This window comes from Hydrogenovibrio sp. JE_KL2, assembly GCF_009296185.1.
Taxonomy (GTDB): Bacteria; Pseudomonadota; Gammaproteobacteria; order Thiomicrospirales; family Thiomicrospiraceae; genus Hydrogenovibrio.
Genome location: NZ_WBJR01000001.1, coordinates 488980 through 504154 on the forward strand (window position 1 = coordinate 488980; position 15175 = coordinate 504154).

The 15175-nt window shown below is 43.3% G+C and carries 14 protein-coding genes; 12 read left to right on the plus strand and 2 right to left on the minus strand.

What is annotated here, in order from left to right; all coding sequences use genetic code 11:
• Nucleotides 1-122: 122 nt before the first annotated feature.
• From tsaE to F8R13_RS02420, 11 genes are all read left to right on the plus strand, one after another.
• Nucleotides 123-770 (plus strand): tRNA (adenosine(37)-N6)-threonylcarbamoyltransferase complex ATPase subunit type 1 TsaE, encoded by a 648-nt coding sequence (gene tsaE / locus F8R13_RS02370; protein WP_371414877.1) that lies wholly within the window; start codon nt 123-125, stop codon nt 768-770.
• A 17-nt stretch (nt 771-787) separates the two neighbouring features.
• A complete protein-coding gene (locus tag F8R13_RS02375) occupies nt 788-2410 on the plus strand; it encodes an N-acetylmuramoyl-L-alanine amidase (protein ID WP_253806299.1) in 1623 nt (540 codons plus the stop codon).
• Nucleotides 2411-2687: 277 nt separating this feature from the next.
• Nucleotides 2688-4541, plus strand: a complete 1854-nt coding sequence (gene mutL / locus F8R13_RS02380; protein WP_152831724.1) for a DNA mismatch repair endonuclease MutL — start codon at nt 2688-2690, stop codon at nt 4539-4541.
• A 4-nt stretch (nt 4542-4545) separates the two neighbouring features.
• Nucleotides 4546-5517 (plus strand): tRNA (adenosine(37)-N6)-dimethylallyltransferase MiaA, encoded by a 972-nt coding sequence (gene miaA / locus F8R13_RS02385; protein ID WP_152831725.1) that lies wholly within the window; start codon nt 4546-4548, stop codon nt 5515-5517.
• A 189-nt stretch (nt 5518-5706) separates the two neighbouring features.
• Nucleotides 5707-5970, plus strand: a complete 264-nt coding sequence (hfq, locus tag F8R13_RS02390; RefSeq protein WP_029908759.1) for an RNA chaperone Hfq — start codon at nt 5707-5709, stop codon at nt 5968-5970.
• Nucleotides 5971-6021: 51 nt separating this feature from the next.
• A complete protein-coding gene (gene hflX / locus F8R13_RS02395; RefSeq protein ID WP_152831726.1) occupies nt 6022-7317 on the plus strand; it encodes a ribosome rescue GTPase HflX in 1296 nt (431 codons plus the stop codon).
• A gap of 93 nt (nt 7318-7410) precedes the next feature.
• Nucleotides 7411-8607, plus strand: coding sequence for an FtsH protease activity modulator HflK (gene hflK / locus F8R13_RS02400; protein WP_152831727.1), 1197 nt, complete (start codon nt 7411-7413; stop codon nt 8605-8607).
• Nucleotide 8608: 1 nt separating this feature from the next.
• Nucleotides 8609-9466: a protease modulator HflC gene (gene hflC, locus F8R13_RS02405; RefSeq protein ID WP_152831728.1), complete on the plus strand. Its 858-nt coding sequence runs from the start codon at nt 8609-8611 to the stop codon at nt 9464-9466.
• 59 nt (nt 9467-9525) lie between these two features.
• Nucleotides 9526-9714: a DUF2065 domain-containing protein gene (locus F8R13_RS02410; protein ID WP_152831729.1), complete on the plus strand. Its 189-nt coding sequence runs from the start codon at nt 9526-9528 to the stop codon at nt 9712-9714.
• A gap of 49 nt (nt 9715-9763) precedes the next feature.
• Entirely contained in the window at nt 9764-10939 is a 1176-nt protein-coding gene (locus F8R13_RS02415) for an ATP phosphoribosyltransferase regulatory subunit (RefSeq protein WP_152831730.1), read from the plus strand.
• A 25-nt stretch (nt 10940-10964) separates the two neighbouring features.
• Nucleotides 10965-12287 carry an adenylosuccinate synthase gene (locus tag F8R13_RS02420; RefSeq protein ID WP_152831731.1) on the plus strand — a complete coding sequence of 441 codons (1323 nt, stop codon included), beginning with the start codon at nt 10965-10967 and terminating at the stop codon, nt 12285-12287.
• A gap of 94 nt (nt 12288-12381) precedes the next feature.
• Here the strand turns inward: F8R13_RS02420 and F8R13_RS02425 are convergent, their stop codons facing one another.
• The gene (locus tag F8R13_RS02425; protein WP_152831732.1) at nt 12382-12738 is read right to left on the minus strand and encodes a response regulator; all 357 of its coding nucleotides are present in this window, start codon (nt 12736-12738) and stop codon (nt 12382-12384) included.
• Nucleotides 12739-12915: 177 nt separating this feature from the next.
• On the opposite strand from F8R13_RS02425, the gene F8R13_RS02430 reads away from it, so the two are divergent.
• Entirely contained in the window at nt 12916-14817 is a 1902-nt protein-coding gene (locus F8R13_RS02430; protein ID WP_152831733.1) for a SurA N-terminal domain-containing protein, read from the plus strand.
• 78 nt (nt 14818-14895) lie between these two features.
• Here the strand turns inward: F8R13_RS02430 and F8R13_RS02435 are convergent, their stop codons facing one another.
• On the minus strand, nt 14896-15168 hold the full coding sequence (locus F8R13_RS02435; RefSeq protein ID WP_152831734.1) for a cupin domain-containing protein: 273 nt from the start codon (nt 15166-15168) through the stop codon (nt 14896-14898).
• Between the last annotated feature and the right edge of the window lie 7 nt (nt 15169-15175).

A 15175-nucleotide genomic window follows, 5' to 3' on the forward strand; every position in this document is an offset into this window, starting at 1 on the left:
AGAATTTAAACGGAGTGGTTCAGAGTAGCTACTTTGTTGTATTTATTGAATTTTTCTGCATTCAGATGGCGTATTAAGTCATTTAGCCTTGTTTTTGATGGGGATTTTGCAGGGAGAATTCTGTGAAAATACACGACGATTTAAATATGCAAACACCCGAGCAAGCATTGATAAAAAATTTAACCGGACGCCTTGATGATGAATCGGCAACCGAGAAATTGGCAAAGTTGTTTGCGGAGTCGTTGCAAATACTGGCAACCCAACATACGCAAGAATTGAAAAATCTGCCAGGTTGGGTAGATACTCAGATTAGCGATGGTTTAGTGATTTATCTGGAAGGGAATCTTGGTGCAGGAAAATCTTTTTTTTCCAGAGCATTGATACAAAGTTTTCTACCTGGACAAAAAGTGAAAAGTCCGACTTACACGCTGGTAGAAACTTACGAAGGCCCTTTGGGGGAGATACATCATTTTGATTTGTATCGACTTTGTGACCCGGAAGAACTTGAGTTTTTAGGAATTCGAGATTTATTGAAAACCCACTTTCTTTCTTTGGTGGAATGGCCGTCAAAAGGAGAAGGTGTTTTGCAAGGTGCGGATCTTGTTGTGCAATTGCAGCATGCAACTGAAGTTGACGACGATAATAAACACGAGGCGGGGCGGCTCTTTACGATCACCCCAGTAACGGATACAGGTGGACGTCTTGTCAAAAATCTGGCGGAATTGATGAACAATTCTGGCATGGTATTTGGTTCACAAGGTGTTGAATGAAGTAATATGGAAAAACGATGGGTAATGCCATGACCAGAAAAATGCAGTCACACGGAAAGTCATCTTTTATCGCGATGCTGATTATGTTTTTGGCATTGGTTTATACGTCAAACGCCATGGCAGCGGCAACGTTGTCGAAGATTCGCGTGGGGCAGACCAATGAAAAAACGCGCATTGTCTTCGATATCAAACACAATCATTCCTTCAAAATCAGGAAGTTGGAAAATCCTTCCCGTATCGTCGTAGATTTCTACAAAGCAAAAAACGATGTCAGCTTCAAAAAAATGAAGTTTCTTGATCCAAGATTGGGATCAATTCGTCTTTATGACAAAAAATCCAAGGTTCGAGTGGTATTGGATTTAAGAAAAAATTACGAGTACAGCTATTTTACGCTTGGTAAAAACAAATCAGGCGCGGAACGAGTAGTGGTAGATGTCACCAAGACTTTGGCTAAAAGAGTCGTTGCAAAAGCAAAACCGGTAAAAAAAGCAGAAGCTAAAACCCTTGCCGTTAAAAAACAAGTTAAGCCTGTCAAAAAACCTCAAGTTAAGCAGGTAGCGAAAGTAAAAACTGTTTCTAAGCCTGCTAAACCGATCAAGGTTGCCGTCAAAAAGGATGTTGTGAAAGCTAAACCAGCCGTTGCCAAGCCGAAGGTTCAGGTAGCTGAGAACAAAAAACAACTGAATCCTAAGGCAAGAGATATTGCTGAAGAACAAAACACGCAAGATGTGATGAATGCCGGAAGCTCGGTGTTTGACCCAAAAAATAAAGATTTGATTGTAGCGATTGATCCTGGACATGGTGGTAAAGATACTGGTGCAATAGGGATTCACGGCATCTATGAAAAGAATGTCGTGTTGGCAATGGCGAAAAAACTCAAAAAATACATTGACGATCAACCGGGTATGCATGCGGTGTTAACGCGTGACCGTGATGTGTTCATTCCGTTAGCAAAACGTGTGCGTTTGGCGCACAAGATGAATGCGGATATTTTCATTTCTATTCATGCGGACTCTTTCCCTGACAGAAGCGCGAGAGGGGGGTCTGTCTATGTGTTGTCAACTCGTGGCGCAAGCTCGGTGATGGCACGTATTCTTGCGAAGTCTGAAAATGCCTCTTTGAACGATATTAAGTTGAAAGGACGTGATTCTGACGTGGCGTTTGTGTTGTCTGACTTGTCTCGTGAAGCCAATATTCGTGCAAGCCGTAAATTGGCAAGAGCGGTTCTGGGTTCAATGGGTCGTTCGGTCAAGTTGCATAAGCATAGCGTGCAGGCGGCAAACTTTGCGGTATTGAAGTCAATCGATATGCCTTCAATGTTGATTGAGACAGCGTTTGTTTCTAACCCATCAGAAGCAAGAAAGCTGACGAATGATCGTTTTCAAGACAAAATGGCGCGCTCCATTGCTATGGGTGTGACAAAGTTCGTTCGCAATAATGGCGATGAACCACGTTGGGGTGAAAAGCTTTATTTGCATTATCGTGTTCAGCGTGGCGATACATTGTCTGAAATTGCCGCAAACTACAAGATTTCAACGCGTGAGTTGAAGAGAATCAACAAAATCAAAAAAGCCGACCAGCTTTATGTTGGCAGAAGATTGCGTATTCCGGTGTCGGATAGCGTTGTTGCCTCGTTGTAAGAATAATAACTCCTGAGTATTCTCGGCTAACCCCATCCCCTTGGGGCGTCGAGGTCTTGCTTCTCGATCATTTGTCCTGATCGAGTTCTTTATTAAAGACCGTTTATCGGTCTTTTTTTTCGCCTCATGAAAAAGTATCCGCATTGCGGTAGGCAGCTAATCACATATTATTTCAAGGTTAGAAGCTGTATAATTGCTTGCATCTTTTGGACTTTCATTAACTTTGAATTTGGCTTAAATCGTTTTGCAAAAAGAATCCTCACTTCACGCTTTAGATATGCACTCATCACGATCATTTGATAGAGAAATTGCGCTTTTACCTAACCATTTGGCAGATCAAATTGCTGCCGGTGAAGTGGTTGAAAGACCCGCTTCAGTGGTAAAAGAGTTGTTGGAGAATGCACTCGATTCGGGGGCAGATTACGTCGAAATTTACATCGAAGAGGGTGGCGAAAAACGTATTACCGTAGTGGATAACGGTTGTGGTATCCGCAAGGAACAAATGATGTTGGCGGTAAGCAGACATGCCACCAGTAAAATCGCCAATTACGAAGATTTGTCTGCTGTTTCTACTTTGGGGTTTCGTGGCGAAGCCTTGGCGAGTATCAGCTCTGTTTCTCGGTTTACTTTAACGACCTGTCATTATCAAGATAAGCACGCTTGGAAATTGGTTGGGGAAGGTGAATCTGGTTGGCAAGATATCCAACCTGCGGCGCACCCAGTTGGAACCTGTATTGAAGTTTGTGATTTGTTTTTCAATACGCCTGCACGTAAAAAATTCCTGAGAACCCCGAGAACCGAGTTCTCACATATTGACGAGTTGGTCAAGCGAGTGATGCTCAGTCGCCCTGATGTGTCAATGAAGCTAGCGCATAACAACAGCGTTGTTCGCCAAGTGCAGGCGGCAGAAGATTTGCCGGCTTTAAAAGTTCGGTTGAAGCATTTGATGGGTGCGCCGTTTGTTGAGCAGAGTTTTGATGTGGATTTTGAAGCGCAAGATATTCGATTGAGCGGTTGGGTGGGTTATCCCACTTTTAACCGTGCGCAGACCGATATGCAATATTTGTTTGTGAACGGTCGTATCGTTCGCGACAGGTTGTTGTCTCATGCCGTGAAGCAAGCCTATGCAGATGTACTTTATCATGGCCGTCATCCGGCATATTTGTTGTTCGTTGAAATTCCTTTCGACATGGTGGATGTCAACGTCCATCCAGCTAAGTACGAAGTGCGTTTTGCCAATGGGCGTTGGGTATATGACTTCTTACGTCGGTCGGTTCGTGAAGTTGTGACCAAACCTGTAGGTGTCGGTAACGCTCCGGGTAAGCCTTTGAATATGCCTCAGGACGCGGTAAAAGAGCAGGGTTATCAAGCTTCCATGTCGTTTCAAAGTTATGACTCTGCACCGGTGGCAAATGAGCAAAATGTTTTTGAATCCAAATCTGTATTTGAGTCCAAGGCGAATTATCAGCCAAACTATTCGTCTGCATTTTCGGAAGTGGCGAGCGGTCATGAACCTCAAGCAAAGTCTAGAAATAATGCACAAACACCTCATGTGCTGGGTTATGCAAAAGCACAAATAAAAGGGGTCTTTATCCTTGCTGAAAATGCGCAGGGTTTGGTGTTGGTAGATATGCACGCTGCACACGAGCGTATTGTCTATGAGCGTATGAAAAAACAGTGGGAAGTGGACCGTCTGATTTCGCAGCCGTTGTTGGTACCGATTGTGATTGCGATGGAAAGCTCTCAATTAAAGACTTGGCAGGCTTTTGAAGCGGATTTTCAGCGTTTAGGTTTTGAGATGGAACCGTTTGGTCCTGAGCAGTTGAAAGTAACGGCCGTGCCGGCGTTGTTGGCAAAATCGGATGTGACAAATTTGATTCATGACATGATTGCAGATTTTGCGGTGGTGGGAGAGTCTCAGGCTGTGGAGGAGAAAATCAATGCGATTTTGTCGACTATGGCGTGTCATGGTTCCGTTAGGGCGAATAGACAATTAACTCTTGAAGAAATGAATGCATTATTAAGGGATATGGAAGCAACAGAAGCATCGGCACAATGTAATCATGGCCGCCCGACTTGGGTGCAGCTTTCTATGGAACAGTTGGACTCACTTTTCATGAGAGGGCAGTAAGGAGATGAAATTTTCACCTGAAGAAGTCGCGTCACTGATTGCAAATAAGCAGTGTTTGGCAATTATGGGGCCGACAGCATCTGGCAAAAGTCGTCTTTCTATGGCATTAGCGGAATATTTGCCTGTTGAAATCATTAGTGTGGATTCGGCGTTGATTTACCGAGGAATGAACATTGGTACCGCCAAACCGACGGCAGAGGAGTTGCAACAAGTTCCTCATCATTTGATTGATATTATGGAACCTACCGAAAGTTACTCTGCCGCAGATTTTGTTGCGGACGTTCATCGCCTTGTTCCAGAAATCTTCTCGCGAGGGCGGGTGCCTTTGCTGGTAGGCGGTACGATGATGTACTTCAATGCGTTGCAGAAAGGTATGGCAAAGCTACCGTCGGCAGATGAAGCATTACGAGAGAAACTGTTTAAAGCATGGGAAGCAAATCCAGAAGAAATGCACGCAAGGCTAGCTGAGGTTGATCCTGAAGCGGCAGAGAGAATTCATGCTAATGACTCTCAGCGATTAACGCGTGCGCTGGAAGTTTATGAGTTGACCGGTAAGCCATTGAGCGAACTCCAAAGAACAGAACAGAGCGAAGGGTTGACCGCATTTCATCTCGTCAAGGTTGCTTTGATGGTAGAAGACCGCGCTAAATTGCATGAGCAGATCGCAGTTCGTTTCCAACATATGATTGGTCAAGGCTTTTTGGCAGAGGCTGGGTGCCTATTTCAGATTCCTTCTATTCATGCCGACTTGCCATCAGTGAGAAGTGTGGGTTATCGTCAGGCTTGGCCTTTCTATCATGGTGAGTATGGGTATCAGACATTTGTCGATAAAGCTATTGTGGCGACTAGGCAGCTCGCAAAGCGCCAGATTACATGGCTAAGAAAAGAAGTGGTTGATTTGACGCTAGACCCATTTGAGGTAACGTTGGAACAGCAAATAGCGGAAACCTGTCAGTTATTGAAAAATTCCATTTAGTGGATGTTTGGTTTAGGCTTGAATCTATATTTAGTCTATAAGGGATTGCTGTTTACCTTTGCAATTCCGATATGTTATGATTTTGCAAGCTATCTGCGCAAATCCTCTAAATGAACGGATTCGCGCATGGCGGAAAATAAAATACAAACAATATATAATGCAAGAAAACTCTGAAAACAAGGAATAATCATGGAGAATAAAAAAGTGACCAAAGCTTTGCCGATTCAAGACCCGTACCTAAATGCGCTTAGAAAAGAAAAAATCAGCGTAGCCATTTATTTGGTAAACGGCGTTAAGCTACAAGGTCGTATCGATTCATTCGATCAATTTGTCGTATTGTTGCGCAGTAATGTGACGCAAATGGTTTATAAGCATGCAATCTCAACGATTGTTCCTGCACGTGATCCTAAAGCATACGAATTCGATTCTTCAGATAGCTCCGCAGACGCTTAATTCCTTGTCGATACAAATTCATCCCACCTTTAAAGGCGCTTTCAAATAACCATGGAGTTATTTGGAAGGCTCGAACAACGTGAACTTGAAAAAGCCGTTTTGGTTCACGTTGATTTTTACCAAGAATCAGACCGCGAAATACTTGAAGAGTTCTATGAACTTGTCGATTCTGCTGGTGCTGAAGTCGTTGAACTCATTACCACCAAACGTCAATCACCTGATCCAAAATACTTTGTTGGTAAGGGTAAAGCTGAAGAAATCAAAAACGCCGTAGAGGTTCATGAAGCCGATGTGGTAATTGTGAATCATGCTTTGTCCCCAGCCCAAGAGCGTAATTTAAGTAAATATCTTGATTGCCAGGTATTGGATCGTGTTGGCTTGATTTTGGATATTTTTGCGCAACGTGCCCGTTCACATGAAGGTAAGTTGCAAGTCGAATTGGCGCAACTTAAGCGAATGGCAACCCGACTGGTGAAGGGCTGGTCTCACTTGGATCGTCAGGGCGGTATCGGAGCCAGAGGGCCAGGGGAAACTCAGTTAGAGACTGATAGACGTTTGATTCAAGGCAAAATCAAGCAGCTTGAAACCCGCATTGAAAAAGTTCGTCATCAGCGTCAACTTGGCAGACGTTCGCGTAAAAAGTCGGATATGCCGACGGTTACCATCGTTGGTTATACCAATGCCGGAAAATCGACTTTGTTCAATCAAATGACGCAAGCCGGCGTCTATGCGGAAGATCGCTTATTTGCGACCTTGGATGCAACCTTGCGAAAAGTGAGATTGCCAGGCGCTGGCTCGGTTATTTTTGCGGATACGGTAGGGTTTATTCGTCATATTCCGCATGATTTGGTGGCAGCGTTTCGCTCAACTTTGGAAGAAACTAGCGAAGCCAATTTGTTGATTCATTTGGTTGATGCGTCTGATCCTCACCGTGACGAGAAGATTGCTGATGTATTGGATGTCATCAAAGAAGTGGGAGCAGAAGATGTCCCTCAGTTGCTGGTGTTCAATAAAATCGATTTACTGGATCCTCCGGTTGCGCCTCATGTTGATTTGAATGACAAACAGCTGCCTGAGCGTGTGTGGATATCCGCACAAGACGAGCAGGGCATAGAGCTGATGCTAGATGCGGTTGCCAGTTATTTTAGAGGCAAGTTTGTTACCGTTAAATTGACGTTGGATGTAACTGCAGGAAAACGTCGTGCTGAACTTTACACTTTAGGCACGATTTTGGATGAGGGCTTTGATGATGAAGGAAATAGCCAGTTTACAATGAGCTTAACCGAGCAAGAATGGAAGGCAATTCAAAGCTGGCCGGAAGTGAATGTTGCTGAGTTACAGAGTTAATAAGCCGAATCTAGCTTTAAATAAGAATAATTGATGACATTTGTGGTCATTGAAACTAAAATATCGAATCTATTTCAATTTCTGGAGAAAAGAATGGCGTGGAACGAGCCCGGTAAACCAGGACAAGATCCATGGGGAAATAACTCGAACGGCCCTAATAAGCCTAACGGACAAAAACCCGATCCTGACTTAGATGAACTGCTTAAAAAGCTGCAAAATTTCCTCGGTGGTGGAGGGAGTAAAATGGGCGGAGGCTTTAATGTCAAAGGCATCAGTGTTGCAGTGATTGTTGCCATTGTTGTATGGCTGCTGAGTGGTATTTATACTGTTGACTCTCCAGAAAGAGGTGTTATTAAGCGCTTTGGTGCCTATGTTGGGCAAACCACAGCCGGTCTACATTGGCATCTTCCATGGCCGATTGAAAGTGTGACGCTTGTCAACGTTGATCGTATCCGTACTGCTGAAATTGGTTACCGTACCGATTCGCGTCGAGATGGAAACGTACCTTCCGAATCTTTGATGTTGTCGAAAGACGAAAACATCGTCGATATCAAAATTGCAGTTCAATATAAGGTCAGCGACGCTAAAAAATATCTTTACGATGTTTCCGATCCTGATATGACCCTTCGTGCACTGACTGAAAGTGCGCTACGTGAAGTGGTTGGTCAGAACACAATGGACTTTGTACTGACCGAAGGACGTGATGAGGTTGTTAATAAGGTTAAGGTGATTACTCAGAAGAACCTTGATAAATACGAAACCGGTTTGTTCATTACCTCTCTTAACTTACAGGATGCACAGCCACCTGAGCAGGTGCAAGACTCTTTTGCGGACGTTGTAAAAGCGCGTGAAGACAGAGAGCGTTTAATCAATGAAGCGGAAGCTTACTCGAATGATATCCTGCCTAAGGCAAGAGGTAACGCAGCGAGACAAATTGAAGAAGCGCGCGCTTATCACGACTCTGTGATTGCACGAGCGACGGGGCAAGCCAGCCGTTTCGACAGTATTGTTGCCGAGTACAAAAAAGCGCCGAAGGTAACGCGTGAGCGTCTATACATTGATGCAATGACCAATGTGCTTGAAGCGACATCAAAAGTATTTGTTGGATCTAGTTCAAGCAACAACTTACTATATCTACCTTTGGATAAGATGATTGGCAACTCAGCAAAAGTACCTTTCAAACCCGCTGAAAATGTTTCTTCTTCGAAGCCGACCACTTCAACTCAGGAAACGCGTCCAGACCCACGGACAAATATTCGTGAATTGTTAAGATCAAGGGAGCTGCGTTAAGATGAGAGCCATTTTATTAATAATCGCTGCAGCCGCAGTTCTACTGGGGATCAGTTCACTTTATACGGTTCAACAAGGGCAAACAGCACTGTTATTCCGCTTTGGTGAGATTGTTGAGAGTAATATCAAGCCTGGTCTGCATTTTAAAATGCCGATTGTGAACAATGTACGTAGCTTTGATGCACGTCTACAAACGTTAGACGCTGCTCCTGAGCGTTATTTGACCAGTGAAAAGAAAAACTTGATCGTTGATTCATTTGTGAAATGGCGTATTGCGGATGCGAAGCGTTTTTACACAACAATGAACGGTGATATTCGCTTGGCAAATATGCGTTTGGCACAGATTATCAAAGATGGCTTGAGAGCTGAATTTGGTAGCCGTACTGTTCAGGAAGTTATTTCACAAGATAGAAACTTAATCGTTAGCGATATTCGTAAGAAAACTGCTGAAGCGGTTAGTTCTTTCGGTATCGACTTAGTTGACGTTCAAATCAAGCGTGTAGACTTACCGCAAAATGTTAGTGACTCTGTTTACAGAAGAATGGAAGCTGAGCGTAACCGTGTTGCAAAAGACTTGCGTTCTCAAGGTTCTGAGGCAGCTGAGAAGATTCGTGCCGATGCAGACAGACAGCGCACAATTATCTCGGCAGATGCTTACCGTGATGCCGAAACGATTCGCGGGGAAGGGGATGCTAAAGCAGCCCACATTTATGCTAAAGCCTATACTAAAGATGATGAATTCTATGCGTTCTATCAAAGTCTGAATGCATACCAGCAAGCGTTTAAAGATAAGTCTGATGTGATGGTGGTTGATCCTAAGTCGGATTTCTTTAAATACTTTAACCAACAGAAAAAATAATCAATTAAGTTTTAAGTAAAAAAGGTGGTGTTAGACCACCTTTTTTGTGGAAGGGATTTATGTTGGATAATGTGCTGATTAGCGCGATCGCGCTGGTATTTATTTTCGAAGGTTTAATGCCTTTTGTCTTTCCACATTTTTGGCAAAGAATGATGTCGGAAGCTGTGAAGTTGGACGAAAAGAAGATACGACTAATGGGTTTTTTCAGCTTGTTAATCGGCATGGTGATTTTATTTTTACTTGCCTAGAAGTTTAGTCTTCTCAGGCGAATCGTTTTAAAAAGAAAGAAAGAGTTCAATGCAACAAAATATTTGGTTTACCCCTGATGGTATTGAAGATCTTCTCCCTGAAGAGGCGAAGAAGCTGGAGTATTACAGACGCCAGCTGTTGGATGGTTTTGAATCATCTGGCTACGATTTGATACTGCCACCTATTGCGGAATATACAGATTCTCTGTTGACCGGGACTGCACGCCACCTCGCGATTGATACTTGCCGTTTTCCCGATCAGGAGTCAGGAAGAATGATGGGTGTCAGAGCGGATATGACCCCACAGGTAGCACGCATCGTTGCCAACCGTTTAAAGAATAAAGATCAGATTATTCGCCTGTGTTATTTTGGTGAAGTGCTCAAAACACGTAACAATAAGGCAAAAGGTTCTCGTAGTCCCATTCAAGTTGGCGCTGAGTTGTTTGGTCATGAAGGTGTAGAAAGTGATATCGAAGTGATTGCTTTGATGTTGAGCTCAATTAGGGCACTAGGTTTGAATGATCTAACCTTGAGTCTTGGTCATGTGTCGATTGTAGAAGAGCTGATGCGACTGGCGCAACTGAATAAGAAGCAAACGCAGCAGTTGGTTGACATTCTAGTGAGAAAAGCCGTGCCTGAATACCATGAGTTCACAGCGGCATTGAACCTAGAAGGTGCGTTGAAAAATGCTTTTGAAAACTTGCTATCTCTATGTGGTGATGCTGATGATGTTTTGGCAAAAAGTGAGACATTATTGTCTGGACTGTCTGCCAAAATGGATGAATCTGTCGAGCGTTTGAAACTGGTTGTCGGTTATTTCAATGTGGCTTCCGATTTGTTAGGTATTCATTTGGATTTAGCCGATTTAAGAGGCTTTGAATACCACACAGGCGTTATCTTTGGGTGTTATTCAGCAGGCCAGAAACTGTATATGATTGCCAAGGGTGGTCGCTATGATGAAATCGCATCGGATTTTGGTGCAGCGCAGCCTGCAACTGGTTTTAGCTTGGATTTGCGCAGCACATTAGACCTGTTGGATTGCCCACCTGTTGTTGAAAAAAAGGTGGTGTACGCACCGATTGAAGCTGATCCTGAGTTGGTGAAAGAAATTTCAAAATTGAAAAAAAGCGTCATTGTAAAACGCTACTACGAGCTGTCTGAGATTCCTACAGGTAGCGAGTACTTGACCAAGCAAAATAACGCTTGGCAGTTTGTTCAGAAATAGTTCCTTTGAGTTAAAGAAGAAAGAAATGACAAAAAAGAATATCGTTGTGGTCGGAACCCAGTGGGGCGATGAGGGTAAAGGTAAAATTGTTGACTTGCTGACAGACCGCGTAGCTGCGGTAGTTCGCTTTCAAGGTGGGCATAACGCCGGCCATACCCTTGTTATCGATGGCAAGAAAACAGTGTTGCATTTAATTCCTTCCGGTATCTTGCGTGAAGACGTTGAATGTTTTATCGGAAATGGCGTGGTGCTTTGCCCACAAGCTCTTGCAAAAGAGGTTGGTGAATTGGAGGCATCAGGGGTTTCAGTCAGCAAGCGTTTGAAAATCAGTGATGCTTGTCCATTAATCTTGGATTACCACGTGGCATTGGATCAGGCGCGTGAAAAGGAACGTGGTTCAAAAGCAATCGGAACCACAGGACGCGGAATTGGACCAGCCTATGAAGATAAGGTTGCTCGCCGAGGCTTGCGTGCCGGTGATTTGAGAGACATGGCGACGTTTAAGGAAAAGTTGGCGTCTACACTGGCTTATCACAACTACATGCTGACCAATTACTACAAAACAGATCCTGTCGATTTCGATACGCAGTGGGCAAAATGTGCTGACTACGAAAAAATGATTCTACCGATGTTGGCAGATATTCCTAACATGATTGACCAATATAATCGCGCCGGGAAAAACTTGATGTTCGAAGGGGCGCAAGGCACTTTGTTGGACATTGATCAGGGAACTTATCCTTATGTTACCTCTTCGAACACGACAGCGGGCGGTGCGGCTTCGGGTAGTGGTGTGGGGCCTTGTCAGCTGGATTATGTTCTGGGTATCACCAAGGCGTATGCGACGCGTGTAGGTTCAGGACCTTTCCCAACCGAATTGCCTTACGACAAGAACACCGATGAAGGCGATGAAATCGGAAAGGTTCTAGGAACACGTGGACATGAGTTTGGCGCGACTACCGGGCGTCAAAGACGCTGTGGCTGGTTTGATGCGGTTGCCTTGCGCCGTTCTGCCCAAATCAATAGTTTGACGGGTGTGTGCCTAACGAAACTAGATGTACTAGATACTTTAGATGAAATCAAAGTTTGCACACACTATCTGAGTGATGGTAAAGAGTTAACTTTGCCGCCAAGCAGTGCAGAAGATTATGAAAAAGTTATTCCTCATTACCAAACGCTGAAAGGTTGGAAAACATCAACTGTCGGTATTGCTTCATGGGATGCATTGCCGGAAGAAGCGAAAACCTACATTCAGTTTTTGGAAGCACAGATGGGTGTTCCTGTTGCGATTTTGTCAACCGGCCCTGACCGTGCTGAGACCTTGATTCTAAGCGACCCTTTTGAGTCTTGAGTGATCTCCTTCCGAAATAAAAAAAACCGCCGTTTGGCGGTTTTTTTATAAACACGAAAATCTGCCAGGTTGGGTAGTTAATTTTTACCTAGCCTCAAATCACTTTTCGGATAATACCTGGTAGCTTGGCAGGGTCAAAAGGTTTTACAATCCAACCCGTGGCGCCTAGCTTTTTGCCTTGGTCTTTCATTTCGCGACTGGCTTCAGTTGTCATCATTAACACGGGTGTAAATTTGTAATTTTCTTCTGCTCGAACCTTTTCGAGAAATTCGAGTCCGTTCATAACGGGCATATTGATGTCCGAAATAATGGCATCAAACTGTTCTTGTTGGGTTGCATCAAGTGCTTCTTGACCATTAGAAGCCAAGGTGAGTTCGAACTCCGAACTCAAAACCATTTCAACCAGCTTCCTCATGGAAGGGGCATCATCTACGTAAAGAATTTTATTCATAGTCTGTTGACTCTTTGTGAGTGCATTTATTTCACTTTTATACTACGTAATTTTATCACATTTGTACTTAGCAGTGACTGTAAGGTTATATCAATGAAATTAATATGAAACCCAGTCAATAGCCTGATAAAATAGCCACTTTCAAGTTTAATTACATCAGAAAATAGGTTGTCCGTAATGTTACAAAGCATTAGAGAACGCGCGCAAGGATGGATTGCGTGGATCATCGTAGGTTTGATTATTATCACATTTGCGCTTTTCGGTATTCAGGAATATGCACAAGGTGAGAAAAAAACAGCTGTAGCAGTCGTGAATGGTGAAGACATTACTGCAACAGATTTTCTGAAATTATACCATCGCCAAAAAGCGCGTTTGCAGCAACAGTTTGGCGATATGTATGATCAAATCGTAAAAGATGATCAGTTAAGAGATCAAGTCTTGAACGCTTTGATCGAGTCATCAGTGGTGGAGCAGTGGGCAAAATCGCACAATATGGCAATTACCGATGCCGAGTTGTCGATGGTTATTCAATCTGCAAAAGTTTTCCAAAAAGATGGAAAGTTTGACCAAGCGACTTATGAAAACATCCTGACTCGCAATGGATTGACTGTAGGTGGCTTTGAGCAAGAGCAACGCGATTTCTTGCTTGAAAACCAAAGTCGTCAGTTGACTTCTATTTCTCAGATGGCACCTGAAAGTCTTTTCAAGCAGTTGGTGGATCTTCAATATCAGCAACGCAAAATGAATTATTTGAGAATTGATCAAAAGCCGTTGATGAAAATGGCGGAGATTACTCAAGATCAAATGCACAGTTACTATGATAAGCACAAGCAGCAATATGTGATTCCTCAGCAAATCAGCATTGATTATGTTCTGTTATCTGAGGACGAATTGGCCAAGAAAATTAAAGTGACTGATGACGCTTTGCAAGCCTATTATCAAGACAATAAAGATCAGTTTACTGAACCTGAGCAAAGACAAGCTAGCCATATCCTGATTCGTATTGATGGGAAAACCAACGCTGAACAGGCATTGAAAAAAATTCAGGACATTCGCAAACAAATCCTTGCAGGCGCAGATTTTGCAGAAATGGCGAAAAAGTATTCTCAAGACCCAGGATCTGCGAAATTAGGCGGTGACCTAGGTCTGTTCCAGCAAGGTATGATGGTACCAGCGTTTGATAAGGCTGTATTCGCGATGAAAGTGAATGAAATCAGTGAGCCAGTGAAAACGAACTTTGGATATCACCTAATTAAATTGACAAAAATCGAACCTAAGCGCACTAAGTCTTTTGCGGAAGTGAAAACGGATGTGGAAACGATGTATCGTAAGAAACAGGCTGAAAAAGAGTACTTCGAGTTACAGGATAAGCTGAACTCTATCTCTTATGAGCAACCTGATACATTGGAGCCTGCAGCGGATGCGGTTGGTATGGATGTGAAAACGTCAGAACCTTTCTCAAAAGCCGGTGGTGTTGATGGGTTGACGCAAAACCCTAAAGTCATTAAGGCGGCATTCTCTGATGAAGTTATGAAGGGTAATAACAGTTCTTCGATTGAATTGTCTCCAACCTCTTCGGTTGTGATTCGAGTTCATAAAGTCATTCCAGCTAAGCAACAAGCATTTGATGACGTCAAAGACGAAGTGGAACAATCTCTAAGAAAAGAAGCTGGTGTTAAAGCTTCTGCAGATTTGGCGAAAGGTATTCTGGATAAGGTCAAATCTGGCGCGTCACTGAAATCCATGGCTCGTGATGGTGTTGACTATCATCAAACGGATTGGCTGGATCGTCAAAACCGTTTGGTATTGCCTCAGTTGACGGCGGCATTGTTCAAAGCACCTAAGCCTAAAGATGGTAAACCATCGTTTTCAACTTATCAGTTACCTTCAGGGGATTCTGTTGTGATTGAAGTGACAGGTGTTCAAAAAGGTAAAGAACCTAGCGATAAAGAAGAGTTGAGTCAGTTGAAAGAGTCTGTTGTCGGTGTGTTGGGTGATGCTGAAGTTAAAGCCAGAATTCAGGCACTAGTTTCTTCTGCTAAAATTGAGAAAAAACCGATTTATCAGAAGATTAAATAACGGCTTTGACAACAATAAAAAAAGCGCCATTAGGCGCTTTTTTTATTTGGATTTCGCTACTAAAACTTTAATGTTCTTTCATCTGAATTGGTAATGCTTTTTAACTGGAAGGTGAATGATCCATTCGCAACTCATGCCTTGCGGAAAGGTTACTAGATCGCCTTTACCAAACTCAAAAGTTTTGCCGTTTGCATGCACGGTGACTTTACCTTCGAGCAAGTAGCAGACTTCTTCGGTATCGTAATGCCAAGGAAAGCTTGAAGTTTCTTTTTCCCAGATAGGCCACTGAAAAACACCGAGTGAATTCAGCTCATTTTCAGAAGGGTGGTTTTGTATTTTTACATCAGACATATCTTGC